We start from the raw sequence: 23,715 nt of genomic DNA on the forward strand, positions 1-23,715 counted from the left end.
CGGGGCGATGCGGAGCATCGAACTACGGTGCGCAATTGCGCACCTGAGAATCTCGAGGTTCCGGGTCTGGTGCTAGCGCACCATCCCGGAACGACGAACGGGAAAACGAATGAACCACGACGCCTATGACGACGACTACATCCGCGGTATCCTCAACGGCGTGAAGTCGATTGCGATGGTCGGCGCCTCGCCGGTCAATGTGCGGCCGAGCTATTTCGCCTTCAAATACCTGGCGCAGCGCGGCTACGACATGATTCCTGTCAACCCCGGTCACGTCGGAAAGCTCTTGCTCGGCAAGCCCTTCGTCGCCGCGCTTTCAGATATTGGCGGCCCCGTCGACATGATCGACATCTTCCGCAATTCCAGCCACATCATCCCCGTGGTCGAGGAAGCGTTGAAACTGACGCCGCTGCCGAAGGTCATCTGGATGCAGCTTGGCGCGCGCGACGACGCGGCGGCCGGGAAGGCCGAAGCCGCAGGCCTCAAGGTCGTGATGAACCGCTGCCCCAAGATCGAGTATGGACGGCTGTCGTCGGAGATCTCCTGGATGGGGGTCAACTCGCGCACGCTGAGCTCCAAGCGCGCACCCATTCCGACGCAGGGCATGCGCCTGTCGCTGAATCGATCAAGCCTCGGCGGCGGCGAGACCGCGGCATCCAACCGCGCCGCGAAAAAGAGCGAGCCGACGTGACCCGGATGCGAAACAATCGCTTCAGGAAATATGAGCTCGGCGCAACGCGCGGCCTTCGCTGCGGCCGCCGCACGGCACGCCCGTTCCAATCCGCGATATCTGAACGCGTCGCCTTGACGGCGGCTGCGGCTGCGATCAGCATGCCCCGCATTTTTTCTTGCAAGCCCAAGCAACAGGACGCGTAGAATGACCGACCGAGTACCGGGGTTTTCGACCCTTGCCGTGCATGCCGGCGCGCAGCCCGATCCCACCACCGGCGCGCGCGCGACGCCGATCTACCAGACCACCTCTTTCGTGTTCAACGACGCCGACCACGCCGCCTCGCTGTTCGGGCTGCAGGCGTTCGGCAACATCTATACCCGGATCGGCAATCCCACCACCGCCGTGCTCGAGGAGCGCGTGGCGGCGCTGGAAGGCGGCACCGCCGCGCTGGCGGTTGCCTCGGGTCACGCCGCGCAGGTCGTCGTGCTCCAGCAATTATTGATGCCCGGCGACGAGTTCATCGCGGCGCGAAAACTCTATGGCGGGTCGATCAACCAGTTCACGCATGCGTTCAAGAGCTTTGGCTGGAACGTGGCGTGGGCCGATCCCGATGATATCGGAAGCTTCGAGCGCGCGGTCACTCCAAAGACCAGGGCGATCTTCATCGAGTCGATCGCCAACCCCGCCGGCAGCATCACCGACATCGAGGCGATTGCGGAAGTCGCGCGCAAGGCCGGCGTCCCCCTGATCGTCGACAACACGCTGGCGACGCCCTATCTGATCCGGCCGATCGATCACGGCGCCGACATCGTCGTGCATTCGCTGACCAAGTTCCTGGGCGGTCACGGCAACTCGATCGGCGGCATCATCGTCGACGCCGGCACCTTCGACTGGTCGAAGGACAGCAAGTATCCGATGCTCTGCGAGCCGCGCCCGGAATATCACGGCATCCGGATCCAGGAAACCTTTGGTAACTTCGCCTTTGCGATCGCCTGCCGCGTGCTCGGCTTGCGCGACCTCGGCCCGGCGATCTCGCCGTTCAACGCCTTCCTGATCCTGACCGGCATCGAGACACTGCCGCTGCGCATGCAGAAGCATTGCGAGAATGCGAAGGCGGTTGCGGAATTCCTTTCGGGCCATCGCGCGGTGGCGGCGGTGAACTACGCCGGCCTGGCCGATGACAAATACAACAAGCTCGCCCGCAAATACGCGCCAAAGGGCGCCGGCGCGGTGTTCACCTTCGGCCTCAAGGGCGGCTACGATGCCGGCGTCAGCCTGGTGTCGAAGCTGAAACTGTTCTCGCATCTGGCCAATGTCGGCGACACCCGATCGCTCGTGATCCATCCGGCCTCGACCACCCACAGCCAGCTCGACGACGCCGCCAAGGTGAAGTCGGGCGCGGCGCCCGAAGTGGTGCGGCTGTCGATCGGCATCGAGGACAAGGAAGACCTGATCGCGGACCTCGATCAGGCGCTGAGCGCGTGAGGGCTGCACCACGTCTGTCATTCCGGGATGGTGCGTAGCACCAGACCCGGAATCTCGAGATTCCGGGTTCGATGCTTTGCATCGCCCCGGAATGACGCCTGTTGGAGCCGATGTCGCAACCAAGCCTCTCGTCAACGCCATTCCGGCATAAAGTGTCGTTGATTCGCCCCGGATGATTCGGAGCCACCGATGCTGCGCTGGATGACGCCATTTCTGCTCGCGATTTTCGCGATCGAAACCGCTGCCGCCGACGGTCCGCCCGCGGCGGTCAATGACAGCCCCGCCGCCAAGTCCGCCACGGTCCGGGCCGCGGGGAAATTGCCGCCGGGATTGCCACGCGCGCACTACACCTACCGTACAACGGTGGCTTCCCCGCCGGCACCTCTTTACGTCCGCCGCGGCCGCACGTTGGTGGTCGAGGAAGAGGATCCGGACGTGCTGTTCACGCCGGTGGGCGTGCTGCCGTTTGCGCCACGGGTCCACGGCGTGCCGCTGCTGCCGGGCTCATCGACGCTGCCGGGCTATTACGGCACGCGCCATTCCTACAGCTATGACGGCCCCTATTACGGCGGCCCCTACAGCGGCGGGCCCTTCTGGAACCGGCTGCCCTATGCCTGCGGCGTTTACGGATATTGCTAGCCGGGCTGCCCGAGCGGGACGGGTAGTTTTCGTTGGGCCTGCCCCACGCCTCGCGGCGCCAGGCGTTCGACATGCACAACCGCGAGCGTCAGCACCAGGATCGCCATGGCCTGATGCGCCAGGGCGAGATCGATCGGCGTCTGACGCAGCAGCGTGAGGATGCCAAGCGCTGCCTGGGCCGTGATTGCCGCCGCCAGCCACCACGCGCCGCGTGTCACGGCGGCCCCGGCCCGCGACCTGACGGCATCGATCGCGTGCAGGACCGTCAGCAGCAGCAGCGCATAGGCGGTCATGCGATGCTCGAACTGCACCATCAGCGCATTCTCGAACAGGTTGCGCCACCATGGTTGCTCGAACCACAGCCGTGCCGCGGAAGGTATGAACGCGCCATCGATCATCGGCCAGGTGTTGTACACCCTGCCCGCACGCAGGCCCGCGACCAGCGCCCCGAAATAGAGCTGCAGGAAGGTCAGCGCCAGCAAGACCATGCCGGTGATCTTCAGCCGCGCCGGAACCGCCGGCTGCGGGCGCGCGCCCAACCGCCGAACCGTCCATACGATCGCGGCAAAGATGAGGAACGCCAGCACCAGATGTACCGCCAGCCGATACTGCGACACTTCAGTCCGCTGCGACAGGCCCGACGCGACCATCCACCAGCCGACCGCGCCTTGCAGCGCGCCGAGCCCGAGGATCAGCCACAGTCGCCGCTTCAATCCCGCACTGAGGGCGCCGCGCCACAGAAAGAACAGGAACGGCAGCAGATAGAACGCGCCAATCACCCGCCCGAGCAGCCGGTGGCTCCATTCCCACCAGAAGATCGTCTTGAACTCCGCAAGGCTCATGCCGGCATTGAGCTCGCGGTACTGCGGAATGGTCCTGTAGGCCGCGAACGCCTGCAACCATTGATCCTCGTTGAGCGGCGGTAGGGTGCCGGTGACCGGCTTCCACTCCACAATCGACAATCCGGACTCGGTCAGCCGCGTCGCGCCGCCGACCAGCACCATGACCGCGATCAGGGCGGCGACCGCGATCAACCACCATTTGACGGCGCTGACATGCAAGGTTGGCTCGGCGGAACTAACGGTCATGGCGCCTGTTTTGAAAAGTTCTCGCCTTGATCCGAAGGCGCGCTTGATTGAACTGGCGCGCCCCTTATAGTCCGCGGCTTCCCGCGCGCAACCCGCACGAGCTCAAATCTCCGCCATGCCGATACGGACCCGCAAATTCCTCGGAACCATCTTCCTGCTGCTGCTGGTCGTAGTGTGGTCGCTCCTGGGAATGACGATCGCCCAGACGCCATGGCTTGCCAATTCGGGCCTGCTGCAGGCGATCTTCTACGTCGTGGCGGGCCTCGGCTGGGTGCTGCCGGCGATGCCGATCATCAGCTGGATGTCGCGGCCGGATCGTCCGGCGTAGCCGCGGCCTCCCGTTCGCCGGTCGGCCTGACCGGCGCAAACATGGCGCCGGACACGAGCACGCGCAGGACGCGCAGCGAGCGCCGCCGTCCGTCCCAGGCGATGCGCGGCAGCGCGTAGAGATTGGTGTCGCCGTTGGAGGCGATCACGCCCGGGATCGCCGATACGGCGCTGGCAAAACCTGCCTCGCGTGCCATCGCCGCATGCCGACGGTGCCAGGATCCGCGATCCCCCTGGGGATAGGCGAAGTGCCTGACGTCGCGATCAAGGGCGGCCTCCGCCACCGCCTTGCCCATCGCGATCTCGCGGGCCGCTTCGGCTTCCCGCAAATTCGAAAGCGGGTGATAGTTGACGGTCGCGCTACCGATCGTGACCAGCGGATCCCTCGCGAGTCTGGCCAGATCGTCCCAGTCCATCGACAGGCCGCGCGACAGCACTGCAGGATCCACCGAGTAACGCGTGCAGAGATCGTGGATCGCCAACGAAAGATCCGACGGCGTCAGCGTGCGCATCCAGCTCGCAAGAAACCCGTAGGCCTGGTTCTTTTCCGAGGTGTCACTGGTGCTGAAACGCCGCTCCTTGCCGTCGATCACCAGGCTAATTCGATTCTCGCGCGCGATGATGGCTTCCAGCGCGAGCCACCACGCCTCGCCGAGACCGTCCGGGAATGCGGTCGGCAGGTAGACCGTGAAGGGCACGCCGTGCTTTGAAAGCACGGGATAGGCCGAAGCGATGACATCCTTGCAGCCGCCGTCGAAGGTCAGGCTGACAAACCTGTTGGCCTCGGGCATCGTGACCGCGCGCCGGCACACCTCGTCCATCGAGATCAGATCAAAGTTCCAGCGCTTCAGCGCGCGGATCGCCCGATCGAGGAATTCCGGTGTGATTTCACGCGACCGGTTCGGCTGGAATCGCCGAAAGCTGCGGGGACGCACGCGCTCAAATTTCAGGATCACGCCGGCGCCGCCGCTCGACCGCTGCTTCAGCCGGGCATAACCGCTGAAATAGGCGAGTTCGATCCGGGCCCGCTGCAAGATACCGATATCTGATGCCAAAATCCCGCCCCAGCTACCGTCGCGCGGCCCTCGATGCGGCCCAAGCGCCATTACGCTTTGTTGACATTTGCCTGCGAAGGTCGGCCAAAGCCGAAATCTTCAAGCATTCTCATATAACAAGGGCTCTGCGATGACCATGGCTGCCGCGATTGAAGACCAGACCGCGCATGCCAACGCGTGGCCGAAGGCGGGCCGCATCGCCGACATCGACATCGTTCGCGACCTCGCCGCCGCCGAGGTTGTCTGGCGCAGCCTGGAAGGCGCGCACGCATCGTTCACACCGTATCAACGCTTCGATTTCCTGGAACCATGGCAACGCGAGGTCGGCGCGCGTGAGGGCCTTGCTCCCTTCATCGCGATCGGCTTTGACGCCAACCGACGGCCGCTCGTGCTATTGCCGCTCGTGCTCGGGTCCGCCTACGGCGCGCGCTGCGCCAGCTTCATGGGCGGCAAGCATTCGACATTCAATATGGCACTGTGGGACCGTGATTTCGCCGCGAGCGTGACGCGGGCCGATCTCGACGGCCTGATCGCGGCAATTTCGAAGCGCGCCGAAGCCGACGTGCTGGCGCTGCACCGGCAACCCGCCCGCTGGCGCGATCTCGCCAATCCACTGGCGCTGCTGCCGCATCAGCCCTCCGCCAATGACTGCCCGCTTCTCACCATCGAGCCCGGCGCCGCGCCGACGACGCTGGTCAGCAACTCGTTCCGTCGCCGGCTGAAGGGCAAGGAGCGCAAGCTGCAGGCCCTGCCCGGCTATCGCTACTTCCGGGCGTCCTCCGAGGCCGAGATCACGCGGCTCTTGGACTGGTTCTTTCGCGTCAAGCCGCAGCGTATGGCCGAACAGAAACTGCCCAACGTGTTCGCCGATCCCGGCATCGAGGATTTCATCCGCGGCGCTTGCGCCCGGCAACTCGCCGACGGCAGGCACGCCATCGATATCCATGCGCTCGAATGCGACGAGGAAGTCATCGCGATTTTCGCCGGCGTCGCTGACGGGTACCGCTATTCGATGATGTTCAACACCTACACGATGTCGCCGAATGCGAAATACAGCCCCGGCCTGATCCTGATGCGCGACATCATCGATCACTACGCCGGGCAGCAATATCGCGCCCTCGACCTTGGAATCGGTTCGGACGATTACAAGCGTCTGTTCTGCAAGGACGACGAGCCGATCTTCGACAGCTTCATTCCGCTCAGCCAGCGCGGCAAGCTTGCCGCCGGCGCCATGTCCGGCGTCAACCGCGCCAAGCGTCTGGTCAAACAAAATCCGGCGCTGCTCGATATGGCGCAAAGGCTCCGCGGCGCCTTCAGCTAGGGCTCCCCTTTCGCCCGTCATTGCGAGCGCAGCTCGCAATGACGTCGCTACTTCTCTCGCTTCACGCCGCCGCCACGCGCAAGCCCGGCTCGACCGCATCGGATGCCCGGCAAGGCCGGCTCAGCATCGTCACCTCCAGGAAGCCGGCCGCCGTCAGTTGGTCGCGCATTGACGCGCGCGCGTCCGCAGCCATCGAAGCGTCCGGCACCACCACCGCCCGCGCCTGCGAGGTCAGTAGCTCTGCCGGCAGTTGCGAACCCGCGCCGGCATCCAGCAGGACATGATCGTAGACCCGCAGCAGCGCGTCGATCGCCAGCGTCAGCCGCGGCGATTGCAGCTGCGCAGGGTCAAAGCCGGGCTGTCCGGCGCTGACGAGATGGACCCGCGACAGCCGGTCCCTGGTGATGATCTGGGCAAACGACGCGGCGCCCTGCATCAGTTCGGCAAGCCCGGGCGCAGCCGGATCGGCCGATACCGCCGCGATCGTCGGCGAGGACGCGGCGAGATCGACGACCACGATCTTCGCCCGCCGCACCATCAGCCGCGCCAGCGTCAGCGTTGTCAGCGTAACGCTGTCGCCTGACGCGGTGCCGAGGATGGTCACCTTGCGCGCGGCGGCGCCGGCGTCGAGCAGATGGTCGGCAAGCTGCTGGATTTCAGCGATGCCTGCCGCGATCTCGCCACGGGAAAAATCCGTGCGCGATCCACCCGGCACAGATTCTGGGGCGGCCGAAGGCGCGGACACGGCGTATGTTCGCGGCGCCGTCATTCGCAGCAACTCGCCGGTGGCGATCGCGCCACTTGTCAGCAGCAAGGTCGCCAGCGTCGCGATCAGCAGGATCGGTAGCTTTTTCGGATAAGCCGGGGTGTTCGAAACGGTGGCGCGCGAGATGATGCGGCCATCGGCCGGGGCCGCCTCGATGTTCTCGCGGGTGGTCGCCTCGCGGTATTTGGCGAGGTAGGATTCCAGGAGGTCGCGCTGCGCCTTGGCCTCGCGTTCCAGCGCACGGAGCTGCACGTCCTGGCCGTTGGAGGCGGATGCCTGCTTCTTCAACTGGTCGAGGCTCGCCGACAGGCCGTCCACCCTTCCGCCGGCGATGCGCGCGTCGTTCTCGAGCGAGCGGGAAACCTTGCCCGCCTCCTCGCGCAACTGACGATCGAGATCGGCAAGCTGGGCCCTCAGCTCCTTGATGCGGGGGTGGCCGTCGAGCAGCGTCGAGGACTGCTCGGCAAGCTGGGCGCGCAACGTCACCCGCTGCTCGGACAGCCGGCGGATCAGTTCCGAGTTGAGGACTTCGGACGCCTCGATCGGCCTGCCGGTCTGCAGCATTTCCTTGATGAGCCGCGCCTTCGATTCCGCGTCAGACTTTAGCGCCCGCGCATTGTTCAACTGCGTATTCAATTCGCCCATCTGCTGGTTCGACAACGAGGTGTTGTTGGTGCCGACGAAGAGGCTGGATCTGGAGCGGAAATCCTCGACGCGCGATTCGGCTTCGGCGACCTTCCTGCGCAGGCTCTCGATCTCGCCGGACAGCCACTGGCCCGCGGATTTCGCCTGCTGCTGGCGCGCGTCCTGCTGCAGCACCAGATAGCCTTCGGCGATCGAGTTGGCGACGCGGGCGGCGAGCTCGGGGTCGCGCGACTGGAACTCGACGGCGATGACGCGGGACTTGTCGACCGCATAGGCCGTGAAGCGTTCGTAATACGCTGCCAGCACCCGCTCCTCCGGGGTCAGCGAGAACGGATCCCGCCCGATGCCGAACAGAGCCAGCAACGACCGCAGCGGCGAAGAACCCCGCAGCACCGGATCGAACTCCGGAAGTTCGGCAAGCTTGTTTTTCCGGATGATCTCGCGGGCCAGGTCGCGCGACTGCAACAGTTGCACCTGGCTCGCCACGGCCTCGGCATCAAGCGCGGTGCGCTCCTCGTTGCGCTCGCCGTTCGGCCGCAGGAACACGTTCTCCCGGCCGTCCACCAGAATCCGGGCTTCCGACTTGTAGCGGGGGGTGACCATGTTGACCGCGGCGAGCGACAGCAGGAGGGCCAGCGCGGTCGGGACGATGATCCAGCCGCGCTTCTGCAGCAGCGCCCGGCCGAGCGCATGCAGGTCCAGATCGCCCGCCTGCGATGCCGCCGATGGCGTCGGAACGGGCGGCTCGGGCCTGGCGGCCGCCTGGAGCCCCACAGCCTTGTCCTCGCCCGCACGCCAGAACGCCAAACGCATCGTACACTCCCGCGGGACGCCACCACTCCACTCGAACCTGGCCGACTACACTCCATTAAGGTTGCCGCTGGGTTAATCTGCGCTGTTTGCGGACCGAGGCGGCCTTCCCGCATGGGTCCGGTCATGTTTTGTTAACCATGACAACCCCTAATCGGGCGGATGACTGTTCGAGGATTCTTCTGATGCGCGGCGTGCTCGCCCCCACCCCCGGCCATAGCTGCCGCGCCCGCGAGACCGCCGGCGTGCGCGGGGTCTGATCATGCCGATGGTTGACGGCCAGCCGCTTCGTATCCTGCACGCGACGCGCACACCTGTCGGCGGAATCTTTCGTCATATTCTCGACCTCGCCAACGGCCAGGCCGAGCGCGGCCACCATGTCGGCATCATCGCCGACAGCCTCACCGGCGGCGAGCGCGCCGCCCAGGCGCTTGCGGAAATCGCACCGCGCCTCAAGCTCGGCGTTCATCGCCTCGCCATTCGCCGCGAGCCGCTGCCGACGGACCTTCTGGTATGGGCGCGATTCCAGCGCCTGATCCGGCGCTTGAAGCCCGACGTGCTGCATGGCCACGGCGCCAAGGCCGGCGCTTTCATTCGGCTGAACAGCCGGTCAAAGGACAGGATCAGGGTCTATACGCCGCATGGCGGCTCGCTGCACTTTCCGCCGTCGACCCTCAAGGGAAATGTCTACGCGCGCATCGAACGCGCGCTGATGAACAATACCGAGTTGTTCCTGTTCGAAAGCGCCTTCGCCCGCGACACCTATCAGCGCACCATCGGTGTCCCCCACGGCCCGGTGCGCTGCGTGTTCAACGGCGTCACCGCCAATGAGTTCGACCCGGTCGTGAAGGCCGAGGACGCCACCGATCTCATCTATGTCGGCGAGTTCCGCCACATCAAGGGCGCCGACCTTCTGATCGACGCGGTGGCGCGGCTGCGCGCCAACGGCCGTCCGGTGACATTGACCCTCGCCGGCGACGGCGAGGAGACCGAAAATCTCAAGGCCCAGATCCAGCGGCTCGGCCTCGGCGACGCCGTGAGGTTCATCGGCCACGTCAAGCCGCGTTACGGCTTCTCCAAGGGCTCGCTGCTGGTGGTTCCCTCGCGCGGGGACTCCATGCCCTATGTCGTGATCGAGGCCGCCGCCGCGGGGGTCCCCATGATCGCCGCCAATGTCGGCGGCATCCCGGAGATCTTCGGGACTGAGACCGACGCCTTGTTCGCGCCCTACATCGCCGGCGCGATGGCGGACGCCATCGAAATGGCGCTCGACGATCCCGCCGCGACAAGGGAGCGCGCGCGATCGTTGCGCGAACGGGTGTTCCTGCACTTCTCGCAGAAGGCGATGGTCGAGGGCGTGCTGGCCGGCTATCGCGACGCATTTTCCAACCATTAACCGTTCCTTGCGACGTAACAGTTTCTTCCGATTTTTCCCGTAAGCCGTTGATGGTGGGGAACTCCGCACCCGCAGGCAGCTGTTCGTCTGCTCCAAGAACGGAAACGGACACGTGGAAACGATCAACGCGCGCTCGACGCTAGATGCTCCGGCAACATCCGCAGGGTACGCCGGTCAACCGCCGATCGAGCGGCGTCGCAAGCTGTCCGCGGCAGCACTTGCCGTCGCCAATCGAAAAATTGGCAGCGCCTACTCGCCGATCGTGATCGCGGGCGCGGTGCGCATCGTCGATTTCGTGACGTTGAGCGCGATCGGCATCGCGCTCTATTTCGGATATGTCGTCCCCATCAGCGGCTTCCACTGGGCGTATCTCGCGGCGATATCAGGCATGACCGCCACCGCCGTGATCTGCTTCCAGGCCGCCGACATCTACGACGTCCAGCTGTTTCGTGGACGGCTGCAGCAGATGACCCGGATGATTTCGTCCTGGACCCTGGTTTTCCTGCTGTTCATCGGCGCGTCGTTCGCAGCCAAGCTCGGCAACGAGATTTCGCGGCTGTGGCTCGCGGCATTTTTCCTCGCCGGTCTCGCGGCGCTTGTGATCGGGCGCATGATCTTGCGCTCGCTTGTCCGCGGCTGGGCGCGCCAGGGCCGTCTCGACCGGCGCACCATCATCGTCGGTGCGGACGAAAGTGGCGAACAGCTGGTCCGCGCGCTGAAAGTCCAGGACGATTCCGACATCGAAGTTCTCGGCGTGTTCGACGACCGTAACGACGACCGCGCCATGGACAGCTGTGCCGGCAGTCCGAAGCTCGGCAAGGTCGACGACATCGTCGAATTCGCGCGTCGCACCCGCGTCGATCTCGTGCTGTTCGCGCTGCCGATCTCGGCCGAGACCCGCATTCTCGAAATGCTCAAGAAGCTGTGGGTGCTGCCGGTGGATATCCGGCTTTCGGCCCATACCAACAAGCTTCGTTTCCGCCCGCGTTCCTACGCCTATCTCGGCGAGGTGCCGACGCTGGCCGTATTCGAGGCGCCGGTCACCGACTGGGACCTGGTGATGAAGTGGCTGTTCGACCACGTCGTCGGTTTCCTGATCCTGATGCTGGCGCTGCCGGTGATGGCGCTGGTCGCGCTCGCGGTCAGGCTCGACAGCCCGGGTCCGGTTCTGTTCCGCCAGAAGCGGTTCGGCTTCAACAATGAGCGTATCGACGTCTTCAAGTTCCGCTCGATGTACCACGAGCACGCCGATCCGCTGGCCACCAAAGTCGTGACTCGAAACGACAGCCGCGTCACCCGCGTCGGTCGTTTCATCCGCAAGACCAGCCTCGACGAACTGCCGCAGCTCTTCAATGTGGTGTTCAAGAGCAACCTCTCGCTGGTCGGGCCGCGTCCCCACGCCGTGCAGAGCAAATTGCAGAGCCGGCTGTTCGACGAGGCCGTTGACGGCTATTTCGCGCGCCATCGCGTCAAGCCCGGCATTACCGGCTGGGCGCAGATCAACGGCTGGCGCGGCGAAGTCGACACCGACGAGAAGATCCAGAAGCGCGTCGAGTACGACCTGCACTACATCGAGAACTGGTCGGTGCTGTTCGACTTCTACATTCTGCTCAAGACGCCGCTGGCGCTGATGACCAAGAACGAGAACGCGTATTGAGCTAGCGTCATTGCGAGCGCAGCGAAGCAATCCATGGCACGGCGCCGGGATCGGTGGATTGCTTCCGCCTACGCGCAAGGAGCTACGGCGGACAAGTCGTCGCTATCGCTCCTCGCAAATGACGCCGCTAGCAGGCGGATGGTGTTGTCGAGTTTGCGTGAGTATGTGATGGCGTATGCGGCGACTGCCGGGGGCTCCCCACCAGCGATGACGGCCGCGTCCGGCGTGCTCGCCTTGCAGCGCGCGCTGGTATGGCTGGCCGGCGCTTCCATCGCCATTGTCTTCATCGAGCCTTCCCCCTACGAGCTGGTGACGCTGTTGGCCTCGATGGTCTTCTTCGCAACCGGCTTGCGAATGCGGCTGGTGTTCCTGCCACTGCTGCTGCTGCTGTTCCTGCTCAATCTCGGCTACTCGATCAGCGCGGTCGCGGTGATCGACCGGCCCAACGTCGCCAACTGGATCGCGACGTCCTGGTACCTGGCGGTGACGGTTGTTTTCTGGGCGATGGTGATCTCCGAGGACACCACGGCCCGCCTCGACATGCTCCGGCGCGGCCTGATCGTCGGCGCGCTGATTGCGGCGGTCGCGGGGATCGCCGGCTACTTCGATCTTGTCCCCGGCGGGCGCGACCTGCTGACACTGTACGGCCGCGCCCGCGGCACCTTCAAGGACCCGAACGTGCTCGGCGCATTCCTGGTCCTGCCCGCCCTGTTGGCGCTGCAAAGCATCGTCTCCGACAAGTTCGCGAAATCGCTTCGCAGCACCATCACGTTCGGCGTCCTTTCGCTGGCGATCCTGCTGGCATTCTCGCGCGCGGCCTGGGGCCTGTTGATCCTCACTTCCGGTTTCATGCTGATGCTGATGGTGTTGACCAGCCGCTCGCAGACGCAGCGCGTGCGCATCATCCTGGTGACAGCAGTTGCAGTGGTGCTGGCGGTTGCGCTGGTTGTCGTGCTGCTGTCGTTCGAGTCGATCTCCGAGATGTTCAGCCAGCGCGCCAGCCTCGACCAGAGTTACGATGAAGGCCGCTTCGGCCGCTTTGGCCGGCATCTGCTCGGCGCCGAGATGGCGCTCGACCTGCCGTTCGGCATCGGGCCGCTGCAGTTCACCCGATTCTTCCCGGAAGACACCCACAATTCCTATCTCAACGCGTTCATGTCGGGCGGCTGGCTCTCGGGCGTCTGCTACCCCGCACTGATCTTCGCCACCGTGCTGACCGGGTTCCGCTATGCGTTCGTTCGCGTGCCCTGGCAGCGGGCCTATCTGGCGATCTTCTCCGCCTTTCTTGGCACCGTCGGCGAAAGCTTCATCATCGATACCGACCACTGGCGGCACTTCTGGCTGATGCTGGGCACGATGTGGGGCCTGTTCGCCGCGGCCGAACGCTGGAAGGCTGGCGTCGATCCCGCGACGAGCGCGCCGCCCCGCGCAACGTAGCCGCTAATTCTCGATCGCAAACGTCAGGCCGGCGTGATCGACCAATCGCTTGATCAGTTTGTGCTGCATCGCCGCCCCCGGCGTCCAGATGCCGGCGGGAACCTCGGGGGTGTCGCGCAGCAGACAGATCGCGCATTCCGAGATCATCTTCGAGGTCGAGCCGTAGCCGGGATCGCGATCGCCCTTCACGGCGGCGCGGACCTGGCGCCCATCGGGGGCGATCGCAACGTACAGCAAATCGTACAAACCGTTCTCGCGTTCTTCTTTCGAGGGGCCCTCGCCCGGTTTGGGCGCGGCCGGGCCGGTCTTTTCGGTGTTCGCCGCCATCACCCGCCTGGCGTTGGCCTCGCCCTTCTCGCCCGCGCCCGTCAGCACCATTTCGTCGTAGATGAACTCCTTGCCGTAGGGAAAGCCCATCAGCATGTTGGAGCGATGGATGTTGCGGGTGTTGATCAGCGCCATCATGAAGGGCGCGGCCCACGACCGCAGGTCCTCCTCAAACACGGGCTTGCTGCCGGGCGGCTGCTTCGGCCCCTTGAATCCGGGCGTCAGCGCGAACGGGTCCTTGAGCACCGCGACGAGGCTGAGATCCCTGGCAACCGCATCGAAAGTCGCCTTGGCGCTCGCGGCGGTGCCGCCGGACAGGGTGCCGCGCATGTCGCGGACGCGGCCCTTGACGCGGGAAGCCGGCGCACCGAACACCCGCCTGGCCTCCTCCTGCACAACGAAAGCGCCGAGTTCAAACGGCACCGAGTCGAACCCGCACGAAAACAAGATGCGCGCGCCGCTAGCCTTTGCCGCCGCTTCATGCTTGTCGATCATCTCCCGCATCCACAGCGGCTCACCGCAAAGGTCGAAATAGTCGGTCCCCGATGCGACGCAGGCCGCGAGCAGCTCGTTGCCATAGAACTGATAGGGTCCGACGGTCGAGATCACCGACCTGGTCTGCTCCACCATCGACTTCAACGAAGCGGGATCGCTGGCGTCGGCCACGATCAGGGGCGTGTCAGCGGGCGCGCCGATGGCGTCGCGGACCGCGGCGAGCTTGTCCTTGCTGCGCCCGGCCATCGCCCATTTCAGGCCGGCGTCGCCCTTGTAATGTTCGGCGAGATATTCGGCGACGAGACGGCCGGTGAAGCCGGTGGCGCCATAAACGACGATGTCGAATTTCGGCGAAGGCATGTTCAGTTTTCCTCAGGTGACCGCTTATTCCTCCGTCATTGCGAGCCAACGGGTCGCGCGAATGCGCGCCCGATGACAGGCTCCGCGAAGCAATCCATCTCTCCCGCGAAAAGGAAGAATGGATTGCTTCGTCGCTATCGCTCCTCGCAATGACGGCGATAACAACTATTTCTTGGCGTAGGAGACGCCCATGCCGGCGCGGACGTCGGCCTGGATGCCATAGGGTGCGATCGGATAGCGCAGGCCATTTTTCGCAAGCTGCTTCATGCCTGTTATGGCCTTGGCGAGATGGGCAGGTTGCAGCGCCATCAGCATCTCCTCGTCGGGCACGCCGCCATAGCGCCGCTCGGCAAAGCACGGCAGCGAGAGCGAGGGCTCGCCGGTTTTCAGCGCCCGGCCCCAGGAATCTGCGCACGCGGTCTCGCCTACCACGCCCCATTCGAACTTCTTGTAGCCGGTATATTGCAGGCCGTTGATGAGGATAATCATCTGGCCGGGCGTGGCGTAGACGAGACAGATGTCCGGCGGGTTGAGCCGGCCGCTGGTGAGCGGGCTCACCGCCATGGCCTGGTACCTGCCGTAGGGCACGACGTCGAGCGCCTCCTGGCGCTTGCGGGCGTCCTCCGCCGTGCCATGCCAGACGCCGACATAGTTTTCTCCGGCCAGCCATTGGTCATCCTGCGGCGCCAGCCCGATCACCGCCCGGCACTGCGCGCCGACCAGATCCTCGCCGGTGATGCCGACGGTCCAGCCGAGCCGCGAGGCCATGCTGACGATCTGGTCGGTGGTATGCACCGCCGAGGGGCGGCGGATTTTCGGGATCGCCGCCATCTCTTCGACGCGCGCGAACATCTTGATGCCGATCACGGTCGTCTTCAGCCGAAGCAGGCTGTTGAGGTCGGCCACCATGCCGGCGAGATCGAGTGCTTCGGGCGGCGTTTGCTGCTGCATGGCGTCAACTCCCTGTCGGCGCGCTTGCGCCTGTTGTCTCAACCGTAGCCCGGCCGGCGGTCCGCGGCTACTTCGGCGCCGGGCCGGGCAGAATTTCATCGATCCTGCCGGTGACCCGGTAGGCCGTCAGGCCGAGCCATTCGCGCACCGCCATGTCGGTCCGCCCGAGCCCGTCGAGCGCGACGCTGGTGAATGTCAGCAGGTCGCCGCGCCGGCCGACCCGCCAATCGACCGGATACGGCTCGACCGCAAATCCCGCCTTTCGAAACAGACCGACCGATCGCGGCATATGGAAGGCCGACGTCACCAGCAGCCACCGCTCGCCATCCTTCGGCATCAGCAACGCCTTGGAAAAAACCGCGTTCTCGTGCGTGTTGCGCGACCGCCGTTCCATGACCAGCCGCGATCTGTCGATGCCGAGGCTCTCGAAGATAGCGCCGGCAAAATCGGCTTCCCTGGCGTCGCTGGAGATCAGGTTGGCGCTGCCGCCGGAGAAGACGACGCGCGCCTTGGGATAGCGGTGCGCCAGCGCCGCGGCCGCGATGATGCGATCCGGCGCGCTACGCACGACCGGCGTGCCGTGCGCGGCAGAAAGATCGGCTTCGATCGAGGCGCCCAGCACGATGATGCCGTCCGGCGCGCCACGCGCGGGGTCCCAGGGTGGAAAACGCTGTTCCAGCGGATACAGCAGGATATTCCCGAGCGGCGACAGGCCGCAGATGAACAGCAGCAGCACCGCGACGACCACCAGCTTGCGGCCGAGCCCGGCAAATCGGGTAGCCATCAAGATGGCGCCTGTGAGGCCGAGGCCGATCAGGAAATTCGTCGGCAGCAGCAGATAGCCGAGCGTCTTGGAGGCGGTAAAAAACAAGGGAAGCCCCTGACAATGTCTGGTACAGCGTCATACGACGTCGTTGCAGCAACCCAAAGCCTCATCATGCCCCACCATCACCTGCGCTCCAGCTCCGAAACCTGCCACTGGGGATTTTTCGACGCCGGCCTGAAGCCGGTGATGACCGTCACCAGCGGCGATGAGGTCACCATCGACACCGTCACCGGCGGCCCCGAGGTGATGCCGGATCGCAGCAAATTCCACATTCCGCCGGAGCTTGCCGATATTCACGCCCGCAACGAGCGGATGGTGCCGGGCCACATTCTCACCGGCCCGATTGCGGTGGCCGGCGCCGAGCCCGGCGACGTGCTCGAGGTCGATATTCTCGACGTCCAGCTCCGGCAGGACTGGGGCTATAATCTGATCCGGCCGCTGGCGGGCACCCTGCCCGACGATTTCCACGAAACCCGGCTCTTGAACATTCCGCTCGACCGCGCGCGCATGGTCGGCCGGATGCCGTGGGGGCTCGATCTGCCGCTGGCGCCGTTCTTCGGCGTCATGGGGGTGGCACCCCCGCCGGCCTGGGGCCGCATCACCTCGCTGATCCCGCGCGCGATGGGCGGCAACCTCGACAACAAGGAACTGGGCGCCGGCGCCAAACTGTATCTGCCGGTGTTCGTGCCGGGCGCGCTGTTCTCCTGCGGCGACGGCCACGGCGTGCAGGGCGACGGCGAGGTGTGCGTCACCGCCATCGAGACCGCGTTGCAGGGGCGCTTTCGCCTGACGCTGCGCAGGGATCTGCGGCTGGACTATCCGCGCGCCGAAACGCCCTCGCACTACATGACGATGGCGATGGACCCCGACCTCGACCAATGCGTGGTGCGCGCATTGCGCGACATGATCGTCCTGCTCGGCGAGAAGCGAAACCTGTCGCGCGAGGACGCCTATACGCTCTGCAGCCTGGCCGCCGATCTGCGGGTGACGCAGACCGTGAACGGCTCCAAGGGCATCCACTGCATGATCGCCAAGACCGTCGTCCACGGCTGATTGGGCGCCCTGAAAACGCCACGGGAACCCGTGGCGGAGGGCCGAGCCCCCGCAGGGTCGCGCTCACCGCCAACCCAACCGCTATTTTTTGTCGATTTATCAATTGGATACTTGGTTATCCACAAGACGATTGACTCGTCTGTGCAAAACTAAATAGAGTCTAAATAGATACTTTTCAGTACACCCGGTACGAGTTAGCGTTTCCCATGGCTACAGAAAAAGCCGAAACCGACCGCGTTCCCGTGACGTTGGCGCTCTCGACCATCAACTATCTCGAACGGCTGGTGAGACAGGGCACCCACGGCACAAGCGTCCCCGGCGTTGCCAAGACCCTGATCGAGGAAGGCATTCGGCTCGCCATCAAGGACGGGTTGCTTGCGATCCGCGACAACGGCAAGGCGTCCTGACGGGAAGCAAGACGCGGCGGGTTCACAGAATGTGGAACCGACAACATGCCCATGAATTCGCCTACCTGGACCACCGAACGGATCGATCTTCTGAAAAGCCATTTCGAGGCCGGGCTCTCCTGCCGGCAGATTGCCGCCAGCATCGGCGTCAGCCGCAACGCGGTGATTGGAAAGCTGTCGCGCCTGCAATTGACGCGCCGCGAGCTGGAGGTCGCACCCCGCCCGGTCAGGGCCGCCAGGGAACGCGCCCGAAAATCAAACCCCCGCCTGCAATATCAGGCGCTGCAGGCTGTCTATGACAACGGGCAGCCGGTCGAGGCCCCGATCGCAAGCGAGCATCGCTGCTCGCTGTTCGAACTCAGCGAGCAGCGGTGCCGCTGGCCGATCAACACGCCCGGCGCCGAGGACTTCTGTTTTTGCGGCAATGTGCCGGAAGATGGCATGCCCTATTGCTCCGGGCATAGCCGCCTTGCCTACCGGTCAGGCTCGCGCCAACGCGTCCTGCGCGGATAGGTTCAGCCGACTCGCCAACCCACTTCTTCGGTCAGGCGCTGATAGAACTCGGCGGTGTAGGCCTTTTCCGGCGCTTGCCGCACCCGCTCGTCGAGCTTGTGGGCGTCGTCACCGACCAGGATACGCCAGCGCTCGGCCTTGACGCCGTCGAGGATGATCTTTGCGGCGGCTGCGGCCGTCGTCGGCGCGTCGTCGCGGAACGATCGCGCCCGCTCGATCGCGATTTTCTGGATCTCGTCGTCCGACATCGTCGCGGTTTCGACCCCGATGCCCTTCAGCCGCTGCCGCATCGCCAGAAGCTCGTTCGGGCTCAATAGCTCGGATTCGGTTCCGTTCTGGACCTTGCGCGAATTCGACACGATCGAGGTGCCGATATGGCCTGGCATCACCACCGAGCACTTGATGTGCGGCGCGTTGAGCCGCAGGTCGTTGATCAGCGCCTCGGTAAAACCCTTCACCGCAAACTTGGCGGCGCTGTAGGCGGTATGCGAGACGCCCATGCCGACGGAGGCCCAGAAACCGTTGACGCTTGACGTATTGACGATGTGGGCCTCCTCCGCCTTCATCATCATCGGCAGGAAGGTGCGGACGCCGAGATAGACGCCGCCCCAGCAGATGTTGAAGGTGCGCTCCCACTGCTCGCGCGTGTTGGTGAACAGGCTGCCGCCGCCGCCGATCCCGGCATTGTTGAACAGCAGATGGAGCCGGTCGGTCGCCTGCTGCTCGATCAGTTCATCGCGAAACCGCTTGAGGTGGTCCTCGATCGAGACGTCCGCGATATGGGTGGTGACGCGCAAGCCCTGCGGCAGCTTTTCCGCCTCGCATAGCCGTTTGGTCTCGGCCATCGCTTCCGGTGAAAGATCGCAGATCGCGACATTGCAGCCCTCGGCCACCAGCTGGCGCGCCAGTTCGCGCCCCATGCCGGTCCCGCCCCCGGTGATCACGGCAAACTTTCCGGCAAAGTCCTTCATGGCGATCGTTACCTCGGGTTCAGTTTTTTCAGTTGGGGCTCTCCTGAAGCGGAGCCCGTACGAAGCCGGACAGTAGCAGTTGGGAACATCAGGTAAAGCCGCCGCAAACCCCGCATCCAGCCCCATGCGCAGTTCGCGCTGGCGGCTTGATCTGGCGCAACGCCGGTTTGCGCCCGTGCTTGACACTGGTCAGACGCGCCCGCCCAAAGGCGGCGGCTATCGGTTCACTGTATCGAAGAGGCACGGTTACATGCGTCGTCATTTGCAACGGATTGGTCGTCTTCTCCTGTTCATGATGGCGAGCCATGCCGCCACCGCCTGCTTCGCGGCAGACCCCGGTCAGGGCGAAATCCTGGCCAAGCGCTGGTGCATCGGCTGCCACCTGGTCGCAGCCGACCAGAAGGCGGCGACCACGGAAGCGCCGCCGTTCGCCACCATCGCCAGGCGACCGAACTTCGATCCGGCCAAGATCGAGTTATTCCTGCGCGATCCACATCCGAAAATGCCGAACATGTCGCTCGGCCGGGCCGAGGCGGCCGACATCGCGGCCTATATCGCGACGCTGAGGTAGATGCGCGTACGCGATCACCGAACAACCGCCAAATTCCCGACGTTGGCCAAATGCCCAACCTTCTTTCGCCTTGAAGCAGAGTTACTCTGGTTCAGGTGTATGAAGGGAGGGTCCGACATGAACAGTTTCGTTGTCCGCGCCAACCTTGAAAATTTCCGCAGGCTGTTGGCGACTGAGCAGGATGAAGTCAAACGAGCGACCTTGCTAAAGCTCGTGGCGGAGGAGGAAATCAAGCTTGCCGAGCAAGCGGCGCTGCCCGGCAACTCGAATGTGCCTCCACGAACAGACACTTCCAAGATACCCGCGGACAGCGGGAGGCTGTAAGTTCTCGGCAAACAGCTGATCTTGAAGTTTGGTTACACTCACTTCACGCTGGCCCCGGCCAGGAACTCGCCGACAATAGCGCGTACCTCCCGTCCACGGCCGACCAACAGGTGCCCGCCAGTCCCGAAAACGACCAGTTTCGCGTTGGGGATTCCTCCGGCAGCGAATTCCGCCGCCGGCAACGTGTTGAACAAGTCGTCTCGCGCCGAGATTACCAGGGTCGGTACCATGATCTTCTCGAGCGGCAGGCGATGCAGCGCCGGCTTGCTGTCGATGTTGATGCCGGGGAAGCGCACCGAGAGCGGCTGGACGCTGCTGACGATCTGCATCACGCGATCCTGCTCGGTCTTCGGCGCGGCGGCAACGACCTCCGGCGGCACGCCGATGAAACGGATCAATACCGAGGGAGCGATCTTCTCGGTCGCCCACCAGGCGAAGTCCGCGCCGGCGTTGACCAGCCAGAACGCAAACCGGCTGCCGCGGCTTGCCTCAATCGCGACCGGGCCTTCCGGCGCATAGGTTCCCGGCACCATCAAGACAAGCGCGGCGACCCGGTCCGGATGGCGGAGGGCCAGCTGCAGCGCCGAGCGCGCGCCGGCCGAGATGCCGACGACGACGGCCCAGTCGACCTTCAATGCTACGAGAAGCGCCGCATGCGCATCGGCCTGGGCGGAGGGCGACGCATCCGCCGGGATCGGCGTGCCAAGATAGCCGAACCGTGACGGCGCGATGACGCGAAATCCGGCGCCGACCAGTTCCACGGCGTTCGCAAGACCCTGGTCAAAGCCGCCGCCGGCGCCGTGGATGGAGAGAAGGGGAATGCCGCTGCCGTTTTCGGCGTACTCGATCGGACCGGATGTTGTAGTCAGGATCCGACCGCCGCTGATCACGGCGGTCCGCGCGCGTTCGATCTCGGCGCTATAGGAGACAAAGACGAGCCCACCTGCTGAAAGAACAGCGACCGACACGACAATCAGTAGGATGGACAAGCTACCCATGAATAGTTGACGGACATCATGCGACTGCGCGCCCATGCTTGACCTGCAACCATCGCCAGCTCAATCGGATCCGGGATCGTGACGCTCAGGAAAGAGAGTTCTCAGCAATCGCCACAGCTCGCGGTGGCCGGCGGTTTCCCCGCCACGCGTCAGGTATTCCGCAATATCCATCGTGGCGGTCTGGTAGTCGATCTCGCCGCCAATGCTGGCATCCAGATGCGCTACCTCGCGCTCGATATACAGCTTCTTGCTATCAGTATCGAAAACCAGGCAGGAGCGATCGGCATGAGTGACTTCCGGTCCCTTCACCTGGCGGTACAATTCTCGCTTCAGGAGAGCCATACTCCCCTCCAATGAGGTCGATGTTGCGGCAATCCAACCAGCGGCATCGCATGGCTGATCGGGCGCATCGGACAGAGCGCCCGTCATTTACTGCATCACCGGTTTTCCGCTTCCTTGATCTCGCTCAACCCGCGCCTGCCTATCCGGGCGCCAATGTGACCGATGGCTGGCAGGCTTTCGGGGTCGGAAGATCGCACGGATGATCCGGTTCGCACCGAACGCGTCATCTTCAAGCGCAAATTGAACGGGCTTTGTGCAATTCGGTTGACCTTGATCAATCTGGATCGCCGGCTCTCTTGTAGACTTATTCAAAAATGCAGAGAGGAACCCGACATGACGAGCTATAGACAATGGTCGTTCCCGGCTGGTCGTCGCGCGGCTTTGGCAATACTTGCTGCATTGCTCCTCGTCACGCTGGAGTCGCCAGGGACCGCGGCCAAAGCGGACCAAAGGGCGGCTGCTATCTCGACAGCTGCGTCTTCAAGTAACGTTACGGATTTGAGCTCAGCCCGACGCCGCCGGCACCGCCATCGAGGCGGGGACGCCGCGGGTCTGGCTTTCATGCGGTTTGCGATTGGAACCATGGCTGCTGCGATAGCGGCTCAACAATACCGCGATCACTACCACGGCTATGGTCACTACTATGGGCCCGGCTACTATTATGAGCCGCCCGGTTATCACTATGGACACGGCCATTCCTATCGCTACGCAAGGCCATATTACGCACCGCGGTACTATATTTACCCCTACTAAGGTCCGCGCCAGATGAGGCGACCATCATTCTCCTAAAGGACGCGGCCAGTTGGCTGATTCCTGCCTGGCTGGCTCTCCCAGAAGCCCGTTAGGCGTGCTCCTTGCGCAACTGCCGTAACCGGACGGTGACAATGCTTATCGGCGTTCCCAAGGAAATAAAATCCGACGAATATCGTGTCGGCCTCACGCCGGCATCGATCGAGCAACTGGCTGCGCGCGGGCATCGCGTCATGGTCGAGACGATGGCGGGTGTAGGCGCCGGCATAGCTGATCCGGAGTATATTGCCGCTGGCGCCGAGATCAGCGCGAACGCGGAGCAGATATTTCGACGCGCAGAGTTGATCATAAAGGTGAAGGAGCCGCTTGCCTCCGAACGGAAACAGCTGCGCCGCGGCCAGATCATCTTCACCTATCTGCATCTGGCTCCCGACCCCGAGCAGGCCCATGATCTCATGGCGTCAGGTGTAACAGCCATCGCTTACGAGACCATCACCGACGCGGAAGGAAAATTGCCGCTGCTCGCACCGATGTCGAGAGTTGCGGGCCTCATGGCGCCTCAGATCGCCGCTCATTTCCTGCAACGCCCGCAGGGAGGCCGCGGCATCTTGCTCGGTCGGATCGAAGGCGTGGCGCCCGCCCAAGTCCTGATACTCGGCGGAGGAATCGTAGGAACCAGTGCGGCGGAGATGGCGACCGGAATGGGCGCCAATGTCACCGTCGTCGCTCGCAGTTCCAACACGCAACGTCAGCTGGCGCAGCTTTTTGGCGAGCGCGTCAGCTTTGTTTCGGCTCAAGCGGAAGCAATCGAGGCGCTATGCACCTCCGCCGACGTGGTCATCGGAGCGGCGCTGGTGGCGGGCGCGGCGGCGCCCAAACTGGTCTCGGCACGGACGGTCCGAACCATGAAACCGGGCTCGGTCATCGTCGACGTTTCAATCGACCAGGGCGGTTGCGTCGAGACTTCTCATCCAACGACCCATTCGCGACCGACGTTTGTGGTCGATGGTGTGGTGCACTATTGCGTGGCAAACATGCCCGGTGCAGTGCCGAGAACCTCGACATACGCACTGAATAACGCAACCCGTCGGTTTATTCTGGCGTTGGCCGACAAGGGCTTCCCGCAAGCCTTGACCGACGATGTACATCTGCAGAATGGGCTCAACATACACGATGGCAAGATCACCTGTCGCCCGGTCGCTGAAGCCCTGAAGCTCCCCTACACCCCGGCAGCCGAGGCATTCAGCAACTGATCAGCGCTGGGGACGACCGTCGACCTTGATGCACGTCAAGACACGGGGGGCCTATCCCGTCTGAGATGCATCAAATATCAGGAGCCCACCGTGGATGTCGCCGTCAGGCCTGGAGAGATCGCCGTTCGGCCGTTGAGCGCCGACCAACTTTACCGTCCGACCAATCTATCCGGACTGCCGTTCCTGACCACCGCCGATTTGCAGCCGGTCGACGGACTTGTCGGCCAGACCCGCGCTGCGGAGGCGATCCGGTTTGGAACGCATGTTGGCAAGGC

At 64.3% G+C, this 23,715-nt stretch carries 24 protein-coding genes; 14 read left to right on the top strand and 10 right to left on the bottom strand.

The features are described from left to right. The first annotated feature begins 109 nt into the window (after positions 1 to 109). The 3 genes from Q0D31_RS01280 (at position 110) to Q0D31_RS01290 (ending at position 2,797) form a co-directional block, all read left to right on the top strand. Positions 110 to 691, top strand: a complete 582-nt coding sequence (locus tag Q0D31_RS01280) for a CoA-binding protein (protein WP_291842676.1) — start codon at positions 110 to 112, stop codon at positions 689 to 691. Positions 692 to 877: 186 nt separating this feature from the next. Continuing rightward, positions 878 to 2,158, top strand: a complete 1,281-nt coding sequence (locus Q0D31_RS01285) for an O-acetylhomoserine aminocarboxypropyltransferase (RefSeq protein WP_291842697.1) — start codon at positions 878 to 880, stop codon at positions 2,156 to 2,158. Between the two features lie 189 nt (positions 2,159 to 2,347). After that, complete coding sequence (locus Q0D31_RS01290) at positions 2,348 to 2,797, top strand: hypothetical protein (protein ID WP_291842705.1); 450 nt, start codon at positions 2,348 to 2,350, stop codon at positions 2,795 to 2,797. On the opposite strand, the gene Q0D31_RS01295 is transcribed toward Q0D31_RS01290, so the two are convergent. Next, the gene (locus Q0D31_RS01295) at positions 2,794 to 3,885 is read right to left on the bottom strand and encodes a COX15/CtaA family protein (protein WP_291842714.1); all 1,092 of its coding nucleotides are present in this window, start codon (positions 3,883 to 3,885) and stop codon (positions 2,794 to 2,796) included. The genes Q0D31_RS01290 and Q0D31_RS01295 overlap by 4 nt on opposite strands. A 115-nt stretch (positions 3,886 to 4,000) precedes the next feature. On the opposite strand from Q0D31_RS01295, the gene Q0D31_RS01300 reads away from it, so the two are divergent. Next, positions 4,001 to 4,213: a DUF2842 domain-containing protein gene (locus Q0D31_RS01300; RefSeq protein WP_291842722.1), complete on the top strand. Its 213-nt coding sequence runs from the start codon at positions 4,001 to 4,003 to the stop codon at positions 4,211 to 4,213. Here the strand turns inward: Q0D31_RS01300 and Q0D31_RS01305 are convergent. Further along, positions 4,179 to 5,267, bottom strand: coding sequence for a polysaccharide deacetylase family protein (locus Q0D31_RS01305; RefSeq protein WP_291842732.1), 1,089 nt, complete (start codon positions 5,265 to 5,267; stop codon positions 4,179 to 4,181). The two genes, Q0D31_RS01300 and Q0D31_RS01305, sit on opposite strands and share 35 nt — an antisense overlap. A 130-nt stretch (positions 5,268 to 5,397) precedes the next feature. Here Q0D31_RS01305 and Q0D31_RS01310 point away from each other — a divergent pair, with 130 nt between their 5' ends. Then, entirely contained in the window at positions 5,398 to 6,588 is a 1,191-nt protein-coding gene (locus Q0D31_RS01310) for a GNAT family N-acetyltransferase (protein WP_291842740.1), read from the top strand. A 61-nt stretch (positions 6,589 to 6,649) separates the two neighbouring features. On the opposite strand, the gene Q0D31_RS01315 is transcribed toward Q0D31_RS01310, so the two are convergent. Continuing rightward, complete coding sequence (locus Q0D31_RS01315; RefSeq protein ID WP_291842749.1) at positions 6,650 to 8,812, bottom strand: exopolysaccharide transport family protein; 2,163 nt, start codon at positions 8,810 to 8,812, stop codon at positions 6,650 to 6,652. A gap of 259 nt (positions 8,813 to 9,071) precedes the next feature. On the opposite strand from Q0D31_RS01315, the gene Q0D31_RS01320 reads away from it, so the two are divergent. The 3 genes from Q0D31_RS01320 (at position 9,072) to Q0D31_RS01330 (ending at position 13,299) form a co-directional block, all read left to right on the top strand. Further along, on the top strand, positions 9,072 to 10,205 hold the full coding sequence (locus Q0D31_RS01320; protein WP_291842760.1) for a glycosyltransferase family 4 protein: 1,134 nt from the start codon (positions 9,072 to 9,074) through the stop codon (positions 10,203 to 10,205). 112 nt (positions 10,206 to 10,317) lie between these two features. After that, entirely contained in the window at positions 10,318 to 11,862 is a 1,545-nt protein-coding gene (locus Q0D31_RS01325) for an undecaprenyl-phosphate glucose phosphotransferase (RefSeq protein WP_291842768.1), read from the top strand. Between the two features lie 168 nt (positions 11,863 to 12,030). Beyond that, positions 12,031 to 13,299 (top strand): O-antigen ligase domain-containing protein, encoded by a 1,269-nt coding sequence (locus Q0D31_RS01330; protein ID WP_291842776.1) that lies wholly within the window; start codon positions 12,031 to 12,033, stop codon positions 13,297 to 13,299. A gap of 3 nt (positions 13,300 to 13,302) precedes the next feature. On the opposite strand, the gene Q0D31_RS01335 is transcribed toward Q0D31_RS01330, so the two are convergent. The 3 genes from Q0D31_RS01335 to Q0D31_RS01345 form a co-directional block, all read right to left on the bottom strand. Further along, entirely contained in the window at positions 13,303 to 14,481 is a 1,179-nt protein-coding gene (locus tag Q0D31_RS01335) for a saccharopine dehydrogenase NADP-binding domain-containing protein (RefSeq protein WP_291842786.1), read from the bottom strand. Positions 14,482 to 14,646: 165 nt separating this feature from the next. Further along, on the bottom strand, positions 14,647 to 15,432 hold the full coding sequence (locus tag Q0D31_RS01340; protein ID WP_291842794.1) for a DUF169 domain-containing protein: 786 nt from the start codon (positions 15,430 to 15,432) through the stop codon (positions 14,647 to 14,649). A gap of 67 nt (positions 15,433 to 15,499) precedes the next feature. Continuing rightward, on the bottom strand, positions 15,500 to 16,303 hold the full coding sequence (locus Q0D31_RS01345) for a YdcF family protein (RefSeq protein ID WP_291842802.1): 804 nt from the start codon (positions 16,301 to 16,303) through the stop codon (positions 15,500 to 15,502). A 66-nt stretch (positions 16,304 to 16,369) separates the two neighbouring features. On the opposite strand from Q0D31_RS01345, the gene Q0D31_RS01350 reads away from it, so the two are divergent. The 3 genes from Q0D31_RS01350 (at position 16,370) to Q0D31_RS01360 (ending at position 18,231) form a co-directional block, all read left to right on the top strand. After that, complete coding sequence (locus Q0D31_RS01350; protein WP_291842810.1) at positions 16,370 to 17,311, top strand: acetamidase/formamidase family protein; 942 nt, start codon at positions 16,370 to 16,372, stop codon at positions 17,309 to 17,311. Positions 17,312 to 17,517: 206 nt separating this feature from the next. Further along, on the top strand, positions 17,518 to 17,718 hold the full coding sequence (locus tag Q0D31_RS01355) for a hypothetical protein (protein ID WP_291842818.1): 201 nt from the start codon (positions 17,518 to 17,520) through the stop codon (positions 17,716 to 17,718). A gap of 45 nt (positions 17,719 to 17,763) precedes the next feature. Then, complete coding sequence (locus tag Q0D31_RS01360) at positions 17,764 to 18,231, top strand: GcrA family cell cycle regulator (protein ID WP_291842827.1); 468 nt, start codon at positions 17,764 to 17,766, stop codon at positions 18,229 to 18,231. A gap of 2 nt (positions 18,232 to 18,233) precedes the next feature. On the opposite strand, the gene Q0D31_RS01365 is transcribed toward Q0D31_RS01360, so the two are convergent. Continuing rightward, entirely contained in the window at positions 18,234 to 19,202 is a 969-nt protein-coding gene (locus tag Q0D31_RS01365; protein WP_291842835.1) for an SDR family NAD(P)-dependent oxidoreductase, read from the bottom strand. Positions 19,203 to 19,452: 250 nt separating this feature from the next. On the opposite strand from Q0D31_RS01365, the gene Q0D31_RS01370 reads away from it, so the two are divergent. Continuing rightward, the gene (locus tag Q0D31_RS01370; protein ID WP_291842843.1) at positions 19,453 to 19,773 is read left to right on the top strand and encodes a c-type cytochrome; all 321 of its coding nucleotides are present in this window, start codon (positions 19,453 to 19,455) and stop codon (positions 19,771 to 19,773) included. 117 nt (positions 19,774 to 19,890) lie between these two features. Continuing rightward, on the top strand, positions 19,891 to 20,097 hold the full coding sequence (locus Q0D31_RS01375) for a hypothetical protein (protein ID WP_291842852.1): 207 nt from the start codon (positions 19,891 to 19,893) through the stop codon (positions 20,095 to 20,097). Between the two features lie 38 nt (positions 20,098 to 20,135). Here the strand turns inward: Q0D31_RS01375 and Q0D31_RS01380 are convergent, their stop codons facing one another. The 3 genes from Q0D31_RS01380 to Q0D31_RS01390 form a co-directional block, all read right to left on the bottom strand. Beyond that, the gene (locus tag Q0D31_RS01380; RefSeq protein WP_291846632.1) at positions 20,136 to 21,095 is read right to left on the bottom strand and encodes an alpha/beta hydrolase; all 960 of its coding nucleotides are present in this window, start codon (positions 21,093 to 21,095) and stop codon (positions 20,136 to 20,138) included. A 60-nt stretch (positions 21,096 to 21,155) separates the two neighbouring features. Further along, positions 21,156 to 21,437, bottom strand: a complete 282-nt coding sequence (locus Q0D31_RS01385; protein WP_291842860.1) for a hypothetical protein — start codon at positions 21,435 to 21,437, stop codon at positions 21,156 to 21,158. A gap of 504 nt (positions 21,438 to 21,941) precedes the next feature. After that, a complete protein-coding gene (locus Q0D31_RS01390; protein WP_291842869.1) occupies positions 21,942 to 22,076 on the bottom strand; it encodes a hypothetical protein in 135 nt (44 codons plus the stop codon). 245 nt (positions 22,077 to 22,321) lie between these two features. On the opposite strand from Q0D31_RS01390, the gene ald reads away from it, so the two are divergent. Next, positions 22,322 to 23,440: an alanine dehydrogenase gene (ald, locus tag Q0D31_RS01395; protein WP_291842877.1), complete on the top strand. Its 1,119-nt coding sequence runs from the start codon at positions 22,322 to 22,324 to the stop codon at positions 23,438 to 23,440. The last annotated feature ends 275 nt before the right edge of the window (positions 23,441 to 23,715 follow it).

The sequence above is a fragment of the Bradyrhizobium sp. genome, from assembly GCF_022844465.1.
Lineage (GTDB): Bacteria > Pseudomonadota > Alphaproteobacteria > Rhizobiales > Xanthobacteraceae > Bradyrhizobium.

Excerpts from the sequence above, each read along its gene's own strand:
- Q0D31_RS01350 (WP_291842810.1), top strand. The coding sequence starts at position 16,370 with ATGCCCCACCATCACCTGCGCTCCAGCTCCGAAACCTGCCACTGGGGA.
- Q0D31_RS01355 (WP_291842818.1), top strand. The coding sequence starts at position 17,518 with ATGGCTACAGAAAAAGCCGAAACCGACCGCGTTCCCGTGACGTTGGCG.
- Q0D31_RS01330 (WP_291842776.1), top strand. The coding sequence starts at position 12,031 with ATGGCGTATGCGGCGACTGCCGGGGGCTCCCCACCAGCGATGACGGCC.
- Q0D31_RS01300 (WP_291842722.1), top strand. The coding sequence starts at position 4,001 with ATGCCGATACGGACCCGCAAATTCCTCGGAACCATCTTCCTGCTGCTG.
- Q0D31_RS01360 (WP_291842827.1), top strand. The coding sequence starts at position 17,764 with ATGCCCATGAATTCGCCTACCTGGACCACCGAACGGATCGATCTTCTG.
- Q0D31_RS01380 (WP_291846632.1), bottom strand. The coding sequence starts at position 21,095 with ATGGGTAGCTTGTCCATCCTACTGATTGTCGTGTCGGTCGCTGTTCTT.
- Q0D31_RS01340 (WP_291842794.1), bottom strand. The coding sequence starts at position 15,432 with ATGCAGCAGCAAACGCCGCCCGAAGCACTCGATCTCGCCGGCATGGTG.
- Q0D31_RS01335 (WP_291842786.1), bottom strand. The coding sequence starts at position 14,481 with ATGCCTTCGCCGAAATTCGACATCGTCGTTTATGGCGCCACCGGCTTC.
- Q0D31_RS01295 (WP_291842714.1), bottom strand. The coding sequence starts at position 3,885 with ATGACCGTTAGTTCCGCCGAGCCAACCTTGCATGTCAGCGCCGTCAAA.
- Q0D31_RS01320 (WP_291842760.1), top strand. The coding sequence starts at position 9,072 with ATGCCGATGGTTGACGGCCAGCCGCTTCGTATCCTGCACGCGACGCGC.
- Q0D31_RS01290 (WP_291842705.1), top strand. The coding sequence starts at position 2,348 with ATGCTGCGCTGGATGACGCCATTTCTGCTCGCGATTTTCGCGATCGAA.
- Q0D31_RS01385 (WP_291842860.1), bottom strand. The coding sequence starts at position 21,437 with ATGGCTCTCCTGAAGCGAGAATTGTACCGCCAGGTGAAGGGACCGGAA.
- Q0D31_RS01280 (WP_291842676.1), top strand. The coding sequence starts at position 110 with ATGAACCACGACGCCTATGACGACGACTACATCCGCGGTATCCTCAAC.
- Q0D31_RS01285 (WP_291842697.1), top strand. The coding sequence starts at position 878 with ATGACCGACCGAGTACCGGGGTTTTCGACCCTTGCCGTGCATGCCGGC.
- Q0D31_RS01375 (WP_291842852.1), top strand. The coding sequence starts at position 19,891 with ATGAACAGTTTCGTTGTCCGCGCCAACCTTGAAAATTTCCGCAGGCTG.
- ald (WP_291842877.1), top strand. The coding sequence starts at position 22,322 with ATGCTTATCGGCGTTCCCAAGGAAATAAAATCCGACGAATATCGTGTC.
- Q0D31_RS01315 (WP_291842749.1), bottom strand. The coding sequence starts at position 8,812 with ATGCGTTTGGCGTTCTGGCGTGCGGGCGAGGACAAGGCTGTGGGGCTC.
- Q0D31_RS01310 (WP_291842740.1), top strand. The coding sequence starts at position 5,398 with ATGACCATGGCTGCCGCGATTGAAGACCAGACCGCGCATGCCAACGCG.
- Q0D31_RS01370 (WP_291842843.1), top strand. The coding sequence starts at position 19,453 with ATGCGTCGTCATTTGCAACGGATTGGTCGTCTTCTCCTGTTCATGATG.
- Q0D31_RS01365 (WP_291842835.1), bottom strand. The coding sequence starts at position 19,202 with ATGAAGGACTTTGCCGGAAAGTTTGCCGTGATCACCGGGGGCGGGACC.